The 17,730-nt window shown below is 46.1% G+C and carries 19 protein-coding genes; 10 read left to right on the top strand and 9 right to left on the bottom strand.

The window, feature by feature from the left end:
• The first annotated feature begins 21 nt into the window (after positions 1-21).
• The 3 genes from ACRRSX_RS04675 (at position 22) to ACRRSX_RS04685 (ending at position 3,412) form a co-directional block, all read left to right on the top strand.
• Positions 22-447 (top strand): GNAT family N-acetyltransferase, encoded by a 426-nt coding sequence (locus tag ACRRSX_RS04675; RefSeq protein ID WP_432454369.1) that lies wholly within the window; start codon positions 22-24, stop codon positions 445-447.
• Positions 448-1,081: 634 nt separating this feature from the next.
• Positions 1,082-1,927, top strand: coding sequence for a hypothetical protein (locus ACRRSX_RS04680; protein ID WP_432454368.1), 846 nt, complete (start codon positions 1,082-1,084; stop codon positions 1,925-1,927).
• Between the two features lie 3 nt (positions 1,928-1,930).
• Positions 1,931-3,412: a methyl-accepting chemotaxis protein gene (locus ACRRSX_RS04685; protein ID WP_432454367.1), complete on the top strand. Its 1,482-nt coding sequence runs from the start codon at positions 1,931-1,933 to the stop codon at positions 3,410-3,412.
• A 320-nt stretch (positions 3,413-3,732) separates the two neighbouring features.
• Here ACRRSX_RS04685 and ACRRSX_RS04690 read toward each other — a convergent pair whose 3' ends face one another.
• Complete coding sequence (locus tag ACRRSX_RS04690; RefSeq protein WP_432454366.1) at positions 3,733-4,581, bottom strand: sulfurtransferase; 849 nt, start codon at positions 4,579-4,581, stop codon at positions 3,733-3,735.
• Between the two features lie 481 nt (positions 4,582-5,062).
• On the opposite strand from ACRRSX_RS04690, the gene tsaA reads away from it, so the two are divergent.
• Positions 5,063-5,539 (top strand): tRNA (N6-threonylcarbamoyladenosine(37)-N6)-methyltransferase TrmO, encoded by a 477-nt coding sequence (tsaA, locus tag ACRRSX_RS04695; RefSeq protein ID WP_432454365.1) that lies wholly within the window; start codon positions 5,063-5,065, stop codon positions 5,537-5,539.
• A gap of 310 nt (positions 5,540-5,849) precedes the next feature.
• On the opposite strand, the gene ACRRSX_RS04700 is transcribed toward tsaA, so the two are convergent.
• Positions 5,850-6,719 (bottom strand): MurR/RpiR family transcriptional regulator, encoded by an 870-nt coding sequence (locus tag ACRRSX_RS04700; RefSeq protein ID WP_432454364.1) that lies wholly within the window; start codon positions 6,717-6,719, stop codon positions 5,850-5,852.
• Positions 6,720-7,015: 296 nt separating this feature from the next.
• On the opposite strand from ACRRSX_RS04700, the gene ACRRSX_RS04705 reads away from it, so the two are divergent.
• The 6 genes from ACRRSX_RS04705 (at position 7,016) to trmB (ending at position 12,993) form a co-directional block, all read left to right on the top strand.
• Positions 7,016-8,050, top strand: a complete 1,035-nt coding sequence (locus ACRRSX_RS04705) for a polyamine ABC transporter substrate-binding protein (protein WP_432454363.1) — start codon at positions 7,016-7,018, stop codon at positions 8,048-8,050.
• A gap of 51 nt (positions 8,051-8,101) precedes the next feature.
• Complete coding sequence (locus ACRRSX_RS04710; protein ID WP_432454362.1) at positions 8,102-9,223, top strand: ABC transporter ATP-binding protein; 1,122 nt, start codon at positions 8,102-8,104, stop codon at positions 9,221-9,223.
• A complete protein-coding gene (locus tag ACRRSX_RS04715; RefSeq protein ID WP_432454361.1) occupies positions 9,220-10,113 on the top strand; it encodes an ABC transporter permease in 894 nt (297 codons plus the stop codon). The genes ACRRSX_RS04710 and ACRRSX_RS04715 overlap by 4 nt, the downstream gene beginning before the upstream one ends.
• 6 nt (positions 10,114-10,119) lie before the next feature.
• Positions 10,120-10,956 (top strand): ABC transporter permease, encoded by an 837-nt coding sequence (locus tag ACRRSX_RS04720; protein ID WP_432454360.1) that lies wholly within the window; start codon positions 10,120-10,122, stop codon positions 10,954-10,956.
• Between the two features lie 16 nt (positions 10,957-10,972).
• Entirely contained in the window at positions 10,973-12,082 is a 1,110-nt protein-coding gene (locus tag ACRRSX_RS04725) for a P1 family peptidase (protein ID WP_432454359.1), read from the top strand.
• A 176-nt stretch (positions 12,083-12,258) separates the two neighbouring features.
• Positions 12,259-12,993 (top strand): tRNA (guanosine(46)-N7)-methyltransferase TrmB, encoded by a 735-nt coding sequence (gene trmB / locus ACRRSX_RS04730; RefSeq protein ID WP_432454358.1) that lies wholly within the window; start codon positions 12,259-12,261, stop codon positions 12,991-12,993.
• 8 nt (positions 12,994-13,001) lie between these two features.
• Here the strand turns inward: trmB and hemW are convergent, their stop codons facing one another.
• The 7 genes from hemW to ACRRSX_RS04765 all read right to left on the bottom strand — a co-directional run bounded on the left by hemW (position 13,002) and on the right by ACRRSX_RS04765 (position 17,722).
• Positions 13,002-14,156, bottom strand: a complete 1,155-nt coding sequence (hemW, locus tag ACRRSX_RS04735) for a radical SAM family heme chaperone HemW (RefSeq protein ID WP_432454357.1) — start codon at positions 14,154-14,156, stop codon at positions 13,002-13,004.
• On the bottom strand, positions 14,150-14,749 hold the full coding sequence (gene rdgB, locus ACRRSX_RS04740; RefSeq protein ID WP_432454355.1) for an RdgB/HAM1 family non-canonical purine NTP pyrophosphatase: 600 nt from the start codon (positions 14,747-14,749) through the stop codon (positions 14,150-14,152). The genes hemW and rdgB overlap by 7 nt, the downstream gene beginning before the upstream one ends.
• Before the next feature lie 91 nt (positions 14,750-14,840).
• On the bottom strand, positions 14,841-15,275 hold the full coding sequence (locus ACRRSX_RS04745) for a DUF4426 domain-containing protein (protein WP_432454353.1): 435 nt from the start codon (positions 15,273-15,275) through the stop codon (positions 14,841-14,843).
• A 58-nt stretch (positions 15,276-15,333) separates the two neighbouring features.
• Entirely contained in the window at positions 15,334-15,621 is a 288-nt protein-coding gene (gene yggU, locus ACRRSX_RS04750; RefSeq protein WP_432454352.1) for a DUF167 family protein YggU, read from the bottom strand.
• Positions 15,622-16,167, bottom strand: coding sequence for a YggT family protein (locus ACRRSX_RS04755; RefSeq protein ID WP_432454351.1), 546 nt, complete (start codon positions 16,165-16,167; stop codon positions 15,622-15,624).
• 16 nt (positions 16,168-16,183) lie between these two features.
• Positions 16,184-17,005, bottom strand: a complete 822-nt coding sequence (gene proC, locus ACRRSX_RS04760; protein WP_432454350.1) for a pyrroline-5-carboxylate reductase — start codon at positions 17,003-17,005, stop codon at positions 16,184-16,186.
• An 18-nt stretch (positions 17,006-17,023) separates the two neighbouring features.
• Positions 17,024-17,722, bottom strand: coding sequence for a YggS family pyridoxal phosphate-dependent enzyme (locus tag ACRRSX_RS04765; protein ID WP_432454348.1), 699 nt, complete (start codon positions 17,720-17,722; stop codon positions 17,024-17,026).
• Between the last annotated feature and the right edge of the window lie 8 nt (positions 17,723-17,730).

A 17,730-nucleotide genomic window follows, 5' to 3' on the forward strand; every position in this document is an offset into this window, starting at 1 on the left:
CGAGCGTCTAGGAAGTTTAAAATGAAACCCTTATTTCAAGTAGCTAAAAACAAGGATTTTGCCGAGCGTTTGACTCGTCAAAATATGCAAGCTTATTACCAGCAACTTGGGATCCTCTGGGATCAGGCAGCCTTCGATATAAATTGGCATGAGTTTGAAAATTATGAGATTGCTGTAAATCGATGTCCTGTAGGTATGCTTCGTATCAGCCACGATGAGCTTGCTTATTATATTCGAGACCTTCAAATTGAGCCGACTTGGCAGGGGCAAGGTTTGGGCTCTCAAGCGCTCAGTTATGCAATTGAGCTTGCTAGAAAAGCTGATGTCCGATTGCTGAGGTTGTGTGTGTTTGAGACGAATCCGGCGCTTGCTTTATACCAGCGTAAAGGATTTCGGATCTGCAAAACAGAGAGGTATATCCACTATATGGCACGCGAGCTTAACTAAGCCAAAATAATCCCACCGCTCCAGTGACTTGTTTGCTTATTCACAGGCGATACGGTTGGCTTGGCTCTCTTGGCTGAGCATGATCACTTCCCCATTCAGACTAAGGGCCATTATTTAGTGCCACCCGCCTAAAGTTCGCTAATGGAGAATGTGGCTGTCTTTGCTATCTATTGCTGGTCATTCTTTTTTGTTCGCTGATGCGTTCTTGAAGGCGGGGCTTGTTTATTAATATTCATACTCATCAAAGCGATAATCAATACAAATTCAATCTTTATTTATATTAATGGTTTTGGTTTTTATTTAGGGTTGATTTAAATTCTAGTTTAAAATGTTTTGGTTTAAGAGTAATAACTTAAAGCGCAAGTTTTGAATTCATCTCAACTATTTATCTATATTTAACATGTTTTTATCTTAATGTGTCTCTTTACTTGATAATGAAATGATGTTCTTTTTTGTATTCTTGAATATAGGTGCTATTTATTAAATTCATGGTCACAAAAATTATAATTAATATCTTTTTATCTTGTTTCATATTCAGTGAAATAATATCGTGGCCTGGTTCGGGCAAGTTTTTCTTCGGGTCTTAAACCCTTTGTTTTACGGTGGGTAATTAAAATAAACGTATTGAGGTTCTATGCTGAAAACAATCTATTTCCTTTGTTTTATCTCTCTGGCGAGCTTTGCAAAACCACTGAGAATTCCCGATACATCAGCGGGCAATATCTTTCCTGCGGTATTGGCTCAAGAAATCGTCAAGCGGAGTGAGCTTTACGACAGCGTTGCCTACCCTTACGGGGCTGTCGGCGATGTCGTCATTACCAAGGCAGTGGCCGATCTGAATGATGGGGGATTAGATTTAATATGGACGGCCACCTCTGCTGAGCGAGAGCAGGAATTAACTGCGATTTATTTCCCTATTTTCCGCGGCATCATCGGGATGCGCCTAGGGATTATTAAACAGCAAAATCGCCAGCGCTTTAGTCAGGTTAACAGTTGGGATGAGATGCGGGAGTATATTCCGTGCCAGGGTAAGCTATGGGCCGACACCGCCATTTTGGAAGCAAATGGGGTGAAGGTGGCCAAAAGTTTGGGTTATCCGAATATCTTTGCGATGGTCGAAGCGGAACGCTGTGATTATTTTCCTCGGGGAATTTTTGAACCTTGGGGAGAGCTGCAACGGGAAGCTCAGTATAATTTAACTGTCGATCCCTATGTGATGCTGCGTTATAAAATGCCACTGTTGTTCTTTGTAAAAAAAGACAATCAGCATTTAGCGGAGCACTTATACGGCATTTTACAGCAGATGTTTGAAGACGGCAGCTATCAGGCCTTATTTCTCAATCACCCAGACGTGAAAAATGCTTTGCAGCAAGGTCAGTTGGCGCAACGCCGTATCTTTGATTTAGACAACCCTTACTTAACTGAAAAAGTGCGAGCCATCCCCCAAGAGTTTTGGTTTGACCCCGTTGTTGGAAATTAATTTATGAAAACTATTACCGCTAAACTCTCTAGTTTACTTGTTGCGACTATCCTGATTGTGGGCCTGCTGGTTGTGGGCGTGTTGTACTGGAATAGCAATGCCAGCCTGACTCAGCAATACGAGCATCAAAAACAAGCCCTAAGCAAACAAATGAGTATTATTCTAAATGAACCGATATTTGTTTATGACTTGGATGTCATTCAAGCGATTATTAATTCTTTCAGTGATGATTCAATGATTGTCGGCATTAAAGTCAGCGATCAACGTGGTAAGTTGATGGCGAAAAGTGTGACTCGTCAAGCCAGTGTTGATGATAATTTAATCATACCGATGGCGTGGGACGGCAAAGCCACCGGTCAAATTGAAGTTGCAGTGACGCGTCAAGTCATGGACTCCGCCTTAATCCAGAAATTACATCAAGAGATTCTCACCATCGTTGTCATGGCGGCTCTAATTCTAATATTAATGATCGTATCGCTGCGTCAGTTAGTGATCCGTCCCTTAGCGGATGTAAATATCATGCTGGCCGGAATTGCCGAAGGTGATGGCGATTTAACCGCCCGGATCCCACTCCAGAGTGATGATGAAATTGGCCAGCTAAGTCGCAGTTTTAATAGTTTTATTCAAACCGTGCAACACATTGTGCAGGATATGGCGGATGCAGCCAGTCACTTAGAGCTGGTATCCGAAAATGTGCGGATGATTAACGATAAAAGCACCGCCAATACCATCGAGCAGACTGAGCTCACCAGCACCTCTTTGGGCAATCTTCAGCAACTGGGAATTGCCACCAAAGACATTGCCGGGAATGCCGCAAATACTGCCAGTAAAACGCAGCAGGCGTATCAACTTTCCATCGAAGGACATCGGGCCATTGATGATAATATTGCTCAGGTAACAGCGCTGGTTGATAACTTAGATAAGACTGCTGAAGATGTAAGTAACCTGAAACAAGTGAGTGATAATATTGGTAGTGTATTAGATGTGATTAAAGGCATTGCCGAACAAACCAACCTCTTGGCCTTGAATGCGGCCATTGAGGCCGCACGGGCAGGGGAGTTGGGACGTGGTTTTGCCGTGGTGGCCGATGAAGTAAGGGCGCTTGCCAGAAAAACCCACCAATCAACCACTGAAATTGAACAAATTATCGGTAATCTGCAAACTCAGGCCGAAACTTCTTATCAAGCCACGCGAGCGGGCAAGGTGATGGTGAGCGAAACCATCAAGTCGGCGCAGGGCACGGGTGAGTCTTTGGTTCAGATTAAGCAAGAAATGAGTTCGGTGAATGACATGGTGAACATGATAGCCAGCGCCAGTGAGGAGCAAGCCAATGTGACCAATGCGGTCACCAAGGATGTGGAATCGTTGAGCCAAGGTACGGCGTCGTTGAGTCAGGACAGTAAGCAGTTACAACAAGCCACTGAAGACTTGCTTGAGGTGAGCGTTCAAATGGTACAACAGGTGAATCGTTTTAAATATAAGTAAGCTGCGTTGAGCGAAGCATTGTGCTGTTTATGCGGATATCTCGCTGAAAGGGGGCATCGATAGGCCCCCTTTTATATGTCTATGAGCTGTTAATCGAACTCGCGGTATGTTTGGCCATATTTATGCGTCACCAACTTTGCAGCATTGCTGCTCAGCCATTTGAGGCGCAATGGTGATCTTACTGTTCGTTGCCTGAGGGATTACCGATGAACGCCAAGACCTTGCTTGAACGTTTTTTAATCATTGAAGACCTTCGCCAAGATTGAAAAACTAAGCCAAAATAGTCGCGCCGCTCCAGCTTGTTTGCTTATTCACAGGCGCTACGGTTGGCTTGGCTCTATCGGCAGAGCATGATCACTTCCCCATTCAGACCAAGAGCCATCATAAAGTGCCACCTGCGTGTAGTTCGCTAATAAGGCTGCAACTAAGCCAATACAAGCGGTAATGCCGGAGCCACAAGAGAACACCAGTGGCTTGGAAGTATCTTGTATTACTGCAGAGAACAAGGCTTGTAGCTCGCTTGAACTTTTGTACTTATGCTCATCAAGGGTTTGCTCGAAAGGCAGATTGAGCGACTTGGGAATATGTCCGCTTCGAACGCCTGGTCTTGGTTCTTGCGCTGCGCCAGTAAATCGCCCAGAAGCGCGAACATCAATCACACTAAAGTCTTGGCGAGTAAGATTAGCAAGGACTTGTTGCTTGAAAACCAGAGCATCAGTCGAAAAACTTAATGGGGGATAGCTTCCTGAGTGAGCCTTCGTGCGGTATTCCGTGGCGCTTGGGTAGTTGTGTTTCAGCCATTCAGGGAGACCACCGTCTAGTATATAGACCTTCGCGAGGCCAAAAGACTTGAGGATCCACCATGCCCTTGGCGACGAGTAGATCCCTTGGTTATCATATACTACGATGGTGGTGTTGGCGGTGATCCCAAGACTCTCCATCAGCTTCGATACTTGCGTGGATGATGGAAATGCGTGGATCTGCGGACTTGAATGGTCGACTAGCTCGTTAGACAAATCCACATAGTAACTGTTGGGAATGACTGATAATGTCTCATAAACGATAGCTTCTTTCCCAACCACGGATTTCATGCTGACATCGATAATCCTCAGATCATCATCAGCGAGTCGTTGGTATAAACTGGCTGCCGAAATTAATAGACGGTCCATCCTTCCTCCAAAAAAGTTAACGCCACAAGTCTGGTTGTTTCATATCGCTGGCAACAAAGCCCATCAAGCGCCACTCAGGATGGGATATGCGAACGACAAATCTTACAACACCAGCCTGCATAAATGCACAAAAATACTTTAACTTTCTTATGCTTGAAACCAAAAAATAATGTGCTGGTCCAGTCTTGCGGATGCTTGAATGGCGGTCGATAGTAAGCGCTTAGGCTATTCGTGACTGATGTTTAGCAGGATTGATTGTTGGCTTGAGAAAATGAGCCTTCAATCCCGGCTTTGTTCAACGGGGGCATTTGCTGGTCGAGGAGCAATTAATATAAAACGGGGCTGAGGGTTCTTGAGCGATCGCTTTCAGAGCGGGGTCAATGTCGCCTCGCTTCAAATGGCGGGCGTGCTGGAACAAGTGCTTGCTTGAGCGTATGGTTATTGTTTATCAAGTTATTAGCGAATAAAAGGAAGTCAGCTGATGCCGCAGATCCAATCCATCGGGGTGATCCATTCTCCCTACCAGTGTTTAGAAGATATGCCGATCCAACCCAAGGGGGCGAGTGAGGTCAAAGGTGAGATCGTGTTAGACCCGCAATACGCCGAGGGGCTGGCCGATCTGGAAGGATTCTCGCATATTTACCTGATTTATCACTTTCACAAAGCCATTCGCACCGAGTTGCGGGTGACGCCTTTCATGGATACTCAGCCCCGCGGGGTGTTTTCTACTCGCTCACCGCTACGACCTAATCACATTGGTATGTCGGTGCTTGAGGTGAGTCAGGTGGTGGGCAATCGGATCTATGTACAGGGTATCGATATCCTCGATGGCACGCCCTTATTGGATATTAAACCCTATATTGCCAAGTTTGATGCGGTAGCACAGAGCCGCTCGGGTTGGCTGCAAGCTAGCGAGCAAGAGATTGTTAATAAGCGTTCTGACCAGCGCTTTGTTTAATTAAGAGCGCGTGTTCGAAAATGAAAGGAGTGGATATCTTAGAATTCAGACCTCGCTGCGAGCATTGTCTTGTTCGTCTATGCTCGTCAGCGGAAGGTTTGTCCCATTTTGTGGAAGTGCTTGCGTCTGGACAGCTCCGACTCTCGCGGGATGAGATTAGAGATATGATGTGCTTGATGCTCCGATGAGTCTTAGGTTTGTGTTTAAGCCAGTCGGGCCGCATCTTCAGCAGCAGTTGTTTGTGTTGCTCTGAGGAAGGCCGTTAATGGGGCTCTAGGGTGAGGTCGTGCTCAAGCGCACACTCAATCGGCTAAAAAAAATCTAAACGTTTGGCGATTTCCTGCCAGCGTTTGATCCGCTGTTCACTATTGGGGGAGCGCTTAGCAACCGCATCTACCAGCATATTGGTGGTGAGCACTATTCCCCAAGTGGATTCTAAAAATAACCCAGATTTAGATTTTGAATAAATAATATGGGCTCCATATTCAACTGCCCAATGGCAAAACTCATCGGTGATGATGACAATTTGGATCCCTTCTCTTTGAGCTTCTTCACAGAGTTTGCGACTTTCTGCTGCGTAAGGCACCACATCTAAAATCACTAAAGCATGGTAGCCTTGTTGGGAGTGCGGCACCTCTGCAAGCCATTCTGCCAGCATACTATCGTGAGGTGAAAGGTATTGCACCGAGTCGCGAGCCAAAGATAAGCGACGACTAAAGTCTTCCGCTGCGCCGCGTATAGATTGAAACCCGGAAACATAAACTTTGCTGGCTGCACTCACGCAAGCAACTAGGCTTTGCCAATGTTCGGTTTCAAATTGCTCATATAAACGCATCATTGCTTGCAGCTCATGTTTGAAATTTTCTCGGTAAAAAGAGTCAACGGGTAGGCGTTGGTTGTCACTTTCTTGTATCGGGATCACTTCTTTTTGCAAGGCTTCCTTGAGGGATGCGATCCCTTGATAGCCAGCCCGCTTTAGAAAACGACTCACGGTAATTTGGCTCACGGCTGCTTTCTCGGCGATGGAAGCCCCAGTCTCGTAACTGATTCGGTCTAGGTTTAATAGAATGAATTGTGCGACTCTCGCTTCTGACTTGGTGGCTTTAGGGATTAAAGCTTGTATTTTTTGAGCGGTGTTGTTGGCGATAAACTCGGGTTTTGAAGAAAAAGTATTTTTCAAAATATTGTCTCCTGTGTCATTAACAATTTATTGCATCATCTCTGTGCGAAACCAAGGCCGATATATCCAAGTTAGTGCATAAATATACAGTTGAACAGTGCTTGCTAGAGAGTTGTTTTTATAACCTATTGATTTTCAAGTTAAAATAATATGTTACGAATCTAACATATATTGATATTGAAATAATCATGCCTAACCATAGAATGAAGGGGTGGTGTTTTTATAAACAAATTAACTGTTTTTCAATCAACAAAGGTGAGCTCATGAACTGTTCAATTTCTAGAAAAAGAGGTCATATGCTGAAAACTGCTTTGCTTGCGACAAGTCTCGCATGCGCTGCTTTTAGCTATTCCCAAGTTGCGTCGGCAGAAGAGACCTTAAACCTTTACAACTGGGGAGAATATATCAACCCAGAGGTGCTCAGCCGCTTTACTGAATCGACTGGAATTAAAGTGAAGTTAGACACTTATTCTTCTAATGAAGAGTTGCTCGCTAAATTACAGGCCGGTGCGACGGGCTACGATATTGTGTTTCCTTCGGTACACATGCAAGACATTATGGCGCAGCTTCATTTACTCGAAAAAACTCATATTAATCAGTACTCGGGTTTTAAGCATATCGATAGCGCTTTTCTTACCGCAGAATCTGACCCCAAAGGAGAATACTGCTTGCCTTACGCTTGGGGTACCGTGGGGATCCTCTATAACAAGAAGTTGGTTCCAGAGCTGAATTCTTGGGATGATTTCTTCGCGTTACCCAAGCAAGGTAAAAATATCGCCATGTTGGATGAGATGCGCGAAGTTATTAGTGTAGGTTTGATCACTCATGGTAAAAGTGTCAACAGTACTGACCGAGATGATTTAAAAGTAGCGCAAGACTATATCATTCAACAAAAAGGTAATATTTCAGCCTTTACTTATGACAGCATTCCGATGGTGCAATCCGGTGATATTGCTGCTGCTCAATGGTATGTCGGAGCAATGTTATATGTATTTGAGAATCCCGATGAGCTGGCGTATGTGATCCCCGAGGAAGGTGCGACCAAATACCAAGAGAATATGTGTGTGCTTAAAAGTGCTCCGAATAAAGCGAACGCCCAAAAATTCTTAGAATTTTTTACCCAGCCTGAAATTGCCGCCTTAAATGCCAAGCAGCAAACCAACGGCACGATGAACAAAGATGCGATTGAATTGTTGCCTGACTATTTACGTAATAATCCGAGTATTAACCCACCGGCTTCGGTGAGAGCCAAACTACAAATGTTTAAGGAATTAGGTAAAGGCATTAAGTTGTATGACAGAGCTTGGACCAAAATCCGTACTTCTTCTTAATCGTTTGCAGCATGCGGGCTTGCCCGCTTTTCTTATTTTTTGAGGTTGTTTATGTCTACTGCGGTACCAGTCCCTGAATATGTCCGAATTCGTCGCGCTCATCGTCAGTTCATTACGCCCGAAGGGGGAGTGATACATGCTTTGGATTCGGTGGATTTGTCTATTGCCCAGAGTGAATTTATCACCTTGCTTGGTCCTTCTGGGTGTGGGAAAACGACCTTATTGAAAATAGTGGCTGGTTTCGAAGAGATCGACAGTGGCGATATTCTGCTGGATGGTCAATCGATTATTGGCAAGCCTGCGCATAAGCGGCCGGTGAATACCGTGTTTCAGTCCTATGCTTTATTTCCTCATCTGTCGGTGGGAGACAATGTGGGTTATGGTCTGGATGTCGCAAAGGTGGCAAAAACCGAGCGTAACCGACGTGTGGCAGAGGCCTTAGAGATGGTGGGTTTAGCTGGGATCGAAAAACGTAATCCAGCACAACTGTCTGGTGGCCAGCAGCAGCGAGTCGCCTTAGCTCGAGCCATCATTAACCGTCCTAAGTTACTGTTGTTAGATGAACCCTTGTCAGCCTTAGATAAAAACTTGCGTTTAAAAATGCAAATTGAATTAAAAAATCTACAAACAGAATTAGGGATCTGCTTTATTTTTGTCACCCATGACCAAGAAGAGGCCTTGACCATGTCTGACCGTATTGTGGTGTTGAACGGTGGCAAGGTTCAGCAGGTTGGTACGCCAGATGAGATATACCATCGCCCGAAAAATAACTTTGTGGCGACCTTCATTGGTGAAAGTAATATCTTTACCGGAAAAGTCGTCGAGCAAGACCAGCAGGGCATTCAAATTGATTGTGGTGGCTTGCGAATACACAGTACAGACGCTGAGGCATCGTTAGGCCAACCGATGACCTTATTGCTTCGTCCCGAGCAAATGTCGCTAACGCCACCTCTTGATTCGCAACAGCTTGCGAGTTTAAGCATGACCCTTGATCAAGTGGTATTTATTGGCAGCGATTATCAATTGCATGGGCACTTGTCGAATGGCTTTCAGTTATCGGCCTTAGTGCGCCAACATGCCACTCCTTTGGCACAAGGTGATCAAGTTGTGCTTTATTATCAGCCCAAGGCAGTGCATACCATTCCTGAATCAGCCGTTGGGAGTAAGCCATGAGTGTGTTTATTCGAGCACGCCAGCGGCTGATGTTAGCTGGTTTGCTGGCTCCAACGACTTTGTTTCTTGGGATATTTTTTCTGATCCCACTCGGTATTATGTTGCTCTATAGCTTCTTGGAACCGGGCCTGTATGGGGGCGTGGAGTGGAATTTTTATCATTGGAATTACGGTCGGGTTTTTGGCTGGGCCGATGGTGTTTATGAAGAGTTTGACTCGGTTTACCTTGAGATCTTATTACGTTCGATTGGGCTCGCGAGTGCAACGGTGATTTGCACCCTGGTGATTTGTTATCCCGTTGCTTTTTGGGTCGCTACTTTAACGGCAAAACAGAAGTCGTTCTTTATCTTCCTTATTACTTTGCCATTTTTTGCAAGTATGGTGGTTAGGTTATATGCCTGGGTACTGATTTTGCGTAATTCCGGTTTTGCCAATCAGTTCTTACAGGCGGCGGGCATTATTACTGAGCCCTTAAATCTGATGTTTTCAGGCACCGCGGTCATCATTGGCATGGTGTATATCTTTATTCCATTTATGTTTTTACCGATTTATTCCAGTGTTGAAAAACTAGACATGAGCTTGTTGCAAGCATCCCAAGATTTAGGCGCGACCCCATTTACCACCTTTAGACGAGTGGTCCTTCCGATGACCATTCCCGGGATTGTCGCAGGTTCTATCTTGGTCTTTATTCCTAGTCTCGGCAATTTTGTGGTGCCTGACTTATTGGGCGGCGCCAAGGTGATGATGATTGGCAACATGGTGGAGCAACAGTTTTTATATGCTCGCAATTGGCCCTTTGGCGCGACCTTGTCGATGGTGATTATCTTCTTGATGCTGGCCATTCTGTCGTTTTATTTGTTTGTCTCCGCCAAAAAAGTACAGCAACCTTAGGAACTGATGATGAAGAAGCAAACTGCATTAGGCCGTTTATTATCTGTATATAGTACGTTCTTCTTTGTATTTTTGTATGCCCCCGTGCTGCTTATTGTGATTTATTCATTTAACTCAAATCCGATTAATATCATGATTTGGGACGGCTTTACCTTTGATTGGTATCGCAGTATTTTTGGCGCGCAGACCCACTTAGCGGATTCAAATAGCTATGTGAATTCAACCGCACAATTATTGAATGCCCTGAAAAATAGTTTACAAGTGGCTTGTAGCGCCACATTGATCGCGACCCTATTGGGGACTAGCGCAGCCATCGCCATTTCACGTTTTCGTTTTAAATTACAAGGATTTTACCGGTTACTGTTATTTGTTCCGATGGTGATGCCTGACATTGTATTAGGCATTGCGTTGCTGATTTTCTTCGTTGGTGCCGGTTTCACGCTGGGCAATACGACGATTATTATTGGCCATTGCACCTTTTTGAGCAGCTATGTGTTTGTGGTCGTAAGCGCTCGCTTAGCTGGCATGGATCCGAAGATAGAGTCGGCCTCTGCCGATCTGGGGGCAAATGAATGGCAAACTTTTCGCCGTATCACCTTACCTCTCATTTTACCGGGTGTTATTGGCGGTGCCATGCTTAGTTTCATTATTTCGATGGACGATTTGGTGATTACTTGTTTTATTAGTGGGGTGGACTCCACGACTTTACCGGTATTTATCTTAGGTATGATCCGTCGCGGGATTAAACCCGAAATTAACGCCATTGCTACTTTGATGCTGTTGTTTTCTGTTGCTATCGCCTCGATCGGTATTTATTTCAAATCTAAGAACTCAAGTGATTAAGGAGAGTATGGGCAATATGATGTCTAAACGACGAGCAAGAGAGTTAGGTCTTCCCTTTCCTGGACGTACTGGCCCTAACAATGCGATTACCGATGTTGCAGGCGTTTTAGTTGGTTATCAAACCATCAGAAACGAACAGCCCCTCTCTCCGGCATGCACCGGGGTTACGGCTATCTTGCCACATGGGCGAAGTCATACTCCAAGGCCTGTATGGGCTGGCATGTATGCCTTAAACGGGAATGGTGAAATGACCGGGACTCACTGGATCCAAGATGGAGGTTACTTCACGGGTCCGATTATGATTACCAATTCGCATGGTGTGGGGATGACCCACCATGCGGCGGTGAAGTGGATGATTCAGCAGTATCAAGCGGTGTGGCAGGGGCATCACCTATGGGCAATGCCGGTTGTCGCCGAAACCTTTGATGGTATTTTGAATGATATTAATGCGCTGCATATTACCGAACAGGATGCGCTGGCTGCTTTGAATAATGCCGCGGCTGGAAAAATTGCCGAAGGAAATGTTGGTGGGGGAACCGGAATGATTGCCTATGATTTCAAAGGCGGCACCGGAACATCGTCGCGTTTGGTCGAAGTGGATGGGCAGACTTACACGGTAGCCGCTTTAGTGCAGGCAAATCATGGCATTCGTCCTTGGTTTAATGTACTCGGTGCGCCATTAGGTAAAGTGATGACCGAAGATCGGATCCATAGCAAGCATGAGCAGGGCTCAATTATCGTGATTTTGGCAACCGATGCACCGATGTTACCGCATCAGCTGAAGCGGATGGCGAAGCGGGCGGCGATTGGCATTGGTCGCAATGGTTCTCCGGGAGGAAACAATTCGGGGGATATTTTTCTTGCCTTTAGCACCGCAAATCAACAAGAAATGCCGCAATTATCCGGGCCCATGCGCACCATGCATTGTTTAAACGATGAGGTTTTTGATGATTTTTATCTGGCCAGTGTCGAAGCAATCGAAGAGTCGGTGATTAATGCGATGGTTGCTGCTGAAGACGTACCAACCTTTAAACAACCTGCGGGGCAAATTTGCAAGGCGATTGATCCCCAGCGTTTGACACAGTTAGTTAGAAGTTTTCACGCCACTGGTATAAATCTGAGCTGAGTATACTTTTATCTTCCTTAGATAAATGCCACCGGGTGCCTTGATTTAGCCTTTTCAAAATTCAGTCGACTTGAGTTTTTCAATGGGCAAAGCTTGCACAAAGGCCAGAACTTTGGATAATGCCAGCCCTGTTCTACATTTAGAACGTCCCTGCAATTTCTTAGTCTGGAATTATCATGAGTGAGCAAGATCAAAACCCGGCTCCTGAGGCCCCTCAAGAGCAAGCCGAAGACAAACGACTTCGTAAAATTCGTAGCTTTGTAAAACGAGAAGGTCGTTTAACCAAGCGCCAGGAAAATGCGCTCACCGAGTTTTGGCCAACCTTGGGTCTGGATCATCAGGCCGCAAACTATTCGCTGGCGCAGGTATTTGGTCGCGATGCGAAAACTGTACTCGAAATTGGTTTTGGTATGGGCGCCTCTTTGGTGGAGATGGCGAAGCATGCGCCTGAGACTAATTTTATTGGCATTGAAGTGCATCGCCCTGGGGTGGGTGCTTGTTTGGCCGATGCAGTGGATGCGCAGATCGACAATCTGCGGGTCTTTGAACACGATGCAGTAGAAGTTTTAAACGATAGTATTCCAGACAACAGCCTCGATACGGTGCAACTGTTCTTTCCCGACCCTTGGCATAAATCACGTCATCACAAACGGCGCATTGTTCAGCCAGAATTTGTTGAATTGCTGCGTAATAAACTCAAAATTGGCGGTGTATTTCATATGGCGACCGACTGGCAGCATTACGCCGAGCATATGTTAGAAGTGATGCAGGCGGCGCCAGGCTATCGCAATACTTCTGAAACTAACGATTATGTACCGCGTCCGGATTGGCGTCCCTTAACCAAGTTTGAAAACCGCGGCCATCGTTTAGGCCACGGGGTGTGGGATTTGATCTTCGCTCGCGAAGCCTAAAGCCTAATTTAATCGGTAAAGCAATTCAGTAGGTCGTTTAGAAATAAACGGCCTTTTTTTGTGACCTGCCAGCTAGTGGCATTTTCTTCCAGCAAGGTTTGTTGCTTGGCACTGTCGAGTGAGTTTTCCAACGCGCTTAAACTTAAGCCTGTTAAGTTCACAAACTCGCTTTTCGGGATGGCTTCAAACAGGCGCAGCCGATTTAAGAAGTACTCAAAGGCTAAATCTTGGTTTGCCACTGGCCATTGTTTATAGAGGAATTCCCGCTGCGGATCTAAGTAGCCTTTCGGGTGTTTTAGCTTCTCGGTTCTGAATAAATGCTGAGTCTGCAAATCAGTGATTTTGCCGTGCGCTCCGCAACCAATACCTAAGTAATCGCCAAAGCGCCAGTAGTTGAGGTTGTGTTGTGAGCGATCTCCATCGCGGCAATAGGCCGACACTTCGTATTGTGCATAGCCAGCCTGAGCTAATTGCTGCTGTCCCTGCTCGAAAATATCCCACAACAGATCTTCGTTGGGTAAGGCGGGCGGTCGTGATGCAAAGGCGGTATTGGCTTCAATGGTGAGTTGATACCAGGACAGGTGGCTGGGGCCAAGCGCAAAGGCTTGCTGTAGATCTTGCATCGCTTGCTCAAGGCTTTGCTTAGGCAGGCCATGCATTAAATCGAGGTTGATCCGTTTAAAGCCAGCTTGCTGCGCATATTCGAAGGCCCGCAGCGCCTCTTCGCCGCTGTGGATCCGCCCCAGTTTGCTTAAATGGCTTTGTTGAAAGCTTTGTACGCCAATCGACAAACGATTCACGCCCGCTTGAAAGTAGCCTTTAAAGCGGTCTGCTTCGGCGGTGCCCGGGTTGGCCTCCATGGTGACTTCGGTGTCGGGCTCAAGCTGCAAATGTTGCTTGATTCCCTGCAGCAAGCGCGCAATCGCTTCGGCAGACAGCAGGCTTGGTGTGCCGCCACCAATAAAGATACTGTGTAAGGGGCGCCCTTGTAGTGTGGGGAAACGTGCTAAGTCTTGTTCAAGGTCAGCCAGAAGCGCACTGATGTATGCCGCTTCTGGTAAGTCTTGCTTTAAGCCATGGGAGTTGAAATCACAATAGGGGCATTTTTGAACACACCAAGGGATGTGAACATACAGACTTAATGGCGGCGCAAGACTTAACATACGCAATGATTAAGCTGTGCTAATAATTCTCTAAGGGCTTGGCCTCGGTGACTTAAGGCGTTTTTCTCTGCCTTGCTGAGCTGGGCGGAGGTGGACTGGTGTTCGGCAACCCAAAATACCGGATCATAACCGAAGCCGCCTTCACCGTGGATCTGCTCGGTGATTTGGCCGCGCCATTTACCATGACAAATCAGCGGGGCTGGGTCATCGGCATGGCGTAAATACACCAATACGCAGTGAAACTCTGCACCGCGTTGCGACTCGGGCACGTCTTTTAGTGCTGCGAGTAATTTTAGTACGTTGTCGTGATCACTGGCGTTGCTGCCAGCATAACGTGAAGAATATAGTCCCGGCGCACCATTAAGATAATCCACTGCTAAACCAGAGTCGTCGGCAATAGCGGGTAAACCGGTGATTTTTGCCGCATGGCGGGCTTTAATAATGGCATTTTCTACAAAGGTGGTGCCGGTTTCTTCGGCGTCCACAATGGCAAATTCACTTTGCGCCACAATTTGTTTTTGTAAGGGTTTGAGTAACTCGGAAAGTTCGGCAACTTTACCGGGATTACCGGTGGCCAAGACAACTTTTTGCATGGGAAACCTTTGTCTGTGTCGATGTGAGCCTAAGTGTAATCGAAGGGCTTGCTTGCCAAAAGCCCTAATCGCCTGCTTGATCGATATTGGCTTATTCTACATAAAATTTATGATTGAATTTAAGCCGCTGCTGTTTAGGGCCTTCACCAATCAAGATCTCAAAGCGAAAGGTTTCCTCGTTGCTAAAACGCAGTTGCGCAAGGTAGTAGACTGAATCGCCTTCACGAACTTCTTGGAATTCTAATTGATTTTGATTGCCAATTAAGTTTTGCGCGGTTCCCGATATTTTGACCGCTAGAGCTGGCTTCCCTTTTGCTTTTGCATCTAACACTGTGATGTTAATTAAGCCTTTGTAGCGACTACGTTCCAGTTGGTACACCTTGGCGACTTCGGCGGGAATAAAAGTGGAGTTTAGGGCCATATAGTGGACTTCATAGTCACCTAACAAGACTTTTTGTTCAGCCTGGCTGGGAAAGGCAAACAGTAGCAGGCTACTGACAAAGCTAAACAATAGATACTTACGCATGATGCTAACCTTTTAAAAAACTTTGGTTTTAGTATAGAAATAAAATGTGGGTCATTGCTTACATTAAGTTGGCAATTATTTCAGGAATAATTTGTGGCGATGTTACTTCAATGGTTTTGTGTCGGCCCAAATCACCGCGAATAATGCTTACTTGCGACTTCGCCACCTTGCATTGCTTGGCAATAAATTTACTCAGGTGCTGGTTGGCTTTACCATCGATAGGGGGGGCCGTAATGGCGATTTTAAGTTCTTCGCCATGTAGACCGACGATGGCATCGCGACTCGCTTTGGGTTGCACGTAAACCTGCAAACGCAGGTTTACGCCTTCCATCGACACTGCTGGCATTTACAGCAGGCTCCAAAGCGGGATCCAACCACTAATCAATAAGTTTAAAAAGTTCAAGGCAACAAACAAGACTAAGACCGAGAGATCGAGTCCGCCGATTGCTGGAATAATCCGGCGAATGGGCGAGAGCATCGGTTCTGTGAGTTGCCCTAGTACATATTCTACCGGGCTACGACCTTGGCTCACCCAACTTAAAATCGCGCGGAGTAGCAGCACCCAAAAGATCATATAGCCGGCTTCTTTCAGAGTATTGAGTAGCGCAATGAGTGGCAGTTGCGGCCAGCTAATCCCGCCAGACATTTGCATTAAAAGAGCCCATTTCACTGCGGCAACAAATACTGCCAATAATACTGCTGCCCAATCAACACCAGCAAATCCGGGAATAATTCGACGGATGGGGACCACGATAGGGTTGGTGGCTTTAACAATAAACTGGCTCAATGGGTTATAAAAATCAGCACGAGCCATTTGTAGCCAAACTCGCAGCAATACCACCATCAGGTAGAGGTTGAATACAACTTCAATTAAATAACTAAACGCTTGCATAAGATCCTCTGATTAATTAAAACAAACTTTCCATTTCACGCCCACGCGCAATGGCGGCGTCCATGGCTTGACCGACGATACGCGGTAATTGCTGTTCTTCAAACACGCGAATGGCTTCGGCAGTCGTGCCTCCCTTAGATGTAACATTGGCCCGAAGGGTCGTTAAATCAAGGTCTGGATTAGCCGCGACCAGTTCAGCGCTACCTAAAGCCGATTGTTGCACCAATTGGCGCGCCTGCTCAGGACTAAAACCTAAGTGTTCGGCATGTTGTTGCATGGCTTCCATGAACAAGAAAAAATAAGCAGGTGCACTACCAGCTGCGGCAATAATGTGGTTAATTTGATCTTCTTGTTGTACCCAGCAAGTCTCTCCAACCGCTTGCATCAGTTGCTCTGCTGCTGCGCTTTGTTGGGCGCTTACATCGCTAGGAGCATACAGTCCAGTCATGCCTCGGCCCACTAAGGCTGGTGTATTCGGCATGGTTCTTACAATGGCGGTTTTTTCACCGAGTAGGTTTTTTAAACGTGCGATACTGATACCCGCTGCGATGGAGATAAATAGTTTGTTGGATAAATCGCCGCTTTGCTTGGCCAGATCTTCACAAACGATCGCCATGAGCTGTGGTTTTACCGCTAAAACAATCACATCACTTTGGGCGGTGGCTTGTGCATTATTGTCGGTCACTGGTATCGCAAACTCTTGTTGCAGCTTCTGCTGTTGTTCAAGGTTTGGATCACTGGCGGTGATATTACTTGCGTCGGTGCCATTAGCGATCAGGCCGCCAATTAAACTACTGGCCATGTTGCCGCCACCGATAAACGCAATTCGAACTGTCATGTTGTTGTTCCTTGTTGTTTAGCCACGCTGGCCAAATATAGCACTGCCTATACGTACCATGGTACTGCCATGGTTAATCGCATCTTGCATGTCGCCACTCATGCCCATGGAAAGGGTATCGACACTAGCATATTGCTGCTGTAGTTGAGAAAACTTTTCAGCCATTGCTTTAAATTGTTGGTCTAGTCGCTGATCATTATCGAGTTTCTGCGGAATGGCCATTAAGCCTCGTAAAGTCAAATTGGGTAAGCTGGCAACATAAGCTGCCAACTCATCCACTTGCGTGAGGCTTAGTCCCGATTTTGCCGATTCTTGACTAATATTAACTTGTAAGCACACTTGAAGCGGTGCCATTTTGTTGGGACGTTGTGCATTCAGGCGCTCGGCTATTTTGTCCCGCGCTAGGGTTTGCATCCAGTCGAAGTGTTCTGCAACCAAGCGAGTCTTATTTGATTGTAAGGGGCCAATAAAGTGCCACTCTATCGGATCTTTTAGCCAAGTTTGTTGTCGACTTTGAACGATTTTATCGACGCCTTCTTGGACATAGTTTTCACCAAATAAGCGTTGTCCAGCTTGGTAGGCTGCAGCAATGTCGCTCAGCGGTTTGGTTTTACTGACCGCCAGCAAAGCTACACTATTTGGCGGACGATGTGCTTGAGCTAACGCTTGCTGAATTTCTTGGTTAACAAATTGAAGTGCTTGGGTAATACTGCTCATAGTCTCAA

It is taken from the genome of Agarivorans sp. QJM3NY_30 (assembly GCF_050870855.2).
GTDB lineage: Bacteria > Pseudomonadota > Gammaproteobacteria > Enterobacterales > Celerinatantimonadaceae > Agarivorans.

Bases quoted from the DNA above. Each gene is read 5' to 3' on its own strand.
- ACRRSX_RS04675 (WP_432454369.1), top strand. From the start codon at position 22: ATGAAACCCTTATTTCAAGTAGCTAAAAACAAGGATTTTGCCGAGCGT.
- ACRRSX_RS04680 (WP_432454368.1), top strand. From the start codon at position 1,082: ATGCTGAAAACAATCTATTTCCTTTGTTTTATCTCTCTGGCGAGCTTT.
- ACRRSX_RS04685 (WP_432454367.1), top strand. From the start codon at position 1,931: ATGAAAACTATTACCGCTAAACTCTCTAGTTTACTTGTTGCGACTATC.
- ACRRSX_RS04690 (WP_432454366.1), bottom strand. From the start codon at position 4,581: ATGGACCGTCTATTAATTTCGGCAGCCAGTTTATACCAACGACTCGCT.
- tsaA (WP_432454365.1), top strand. From the start codon at position 5,063: ATGCCGCAGATCCAATCCATCGGGGTGATCCATTCTCCCTACCAGTGT.
- ACRRSX_RS04705 (WP_432454363.1), top strand. From the start codon at position 7,016: ATGCTGAAAACTGCTTTGCTTGCGACAAGTCTCGCATGCGCTGCTTTT.
- ACRRSX_RS04710 (WP_432454362.1), top strand. From the start codon at position 8,102: ATGTCTACTGCGGTACCAGTCCCTGAATATGTCCGAATTCGTCGCGCT.
- ACRRSX_RS04715 (WP_432454361.1), top strand. From the start codon at position 9,220: ATGAGTGTGTTTATTCGAGCACGCCAGCGGCTGATGTTAGCTGGTTTG.
- ACRRSX_RS04720 (WP_432454360.1), top strand. From the start codon at position 10,120: ATGATGAAGAAGCAAACTGCATTAGGCCGTTTATTATCTGTATATAGT.
- ACRRSX_RS04725 (WP_432454359.1), top strand. From the start codon at position 10,973: ATGATGTCTAAACGACGAGCAAGAGAGTTAGGTCTTCCCTTTCCTGGA.
- trmB (WP_432454358.1), top strand. From the start codon at position 12,259: ATGAGTGAGCAAGATCAAAACCCGGCTCCTGAGGCCCCTCAAGAGCAA.
- hemW (WP_432454357.1), bottom strand. From the start codon at position 14,156: ATGTTAAGTCTTGCGCCGCCATTAAGTCTGTATGTTCACATCCCTTGG.
- rdgB (WP_432454355.1), bottom strand. From the start codon at position 14,749: ATGCAAAAAGTTGTCTTGGCCACCGGTAATCCCGGTAAAGTTGCCGAA.
- ACRRSX_RS04745 (WP_432454353.1), bottom strand. From the start codon at position 15,275: ATGCGTAAGTATCTATTGTTTAGCTTTGTCAGTAGCCTGCTACTGTTT.
- yggU (WP_432454352.1), bottom strand. From the start codon at position 15,621: ATGCCAGCAGTGTCGATGGAAGGCGTAAACCTGCGTTTGCAGGTTTAC.
- ACRRSX_RS04755 (WP_432454351.1), bottom strand. From the start codon at position 16,167: ATGCAAGCGTTTAGTTATTTAATTGAAGTTGTATTCAACCTCTACCTG.
- proC (WP_432454350.1), bottom strand. From the start codon at position 17,005: ATGACAGTTCGAATTGCGTTTATCGGTGGCGGCAACATGGCCAGTAGT.
- ACRRSX_RS04765 (WP_432454348.1), bottom strand. From the start codon at position 17,722: ATGAGCAGTATTACCCAAGCACTTCAATTTGTTAACCAAGAAATTCAG.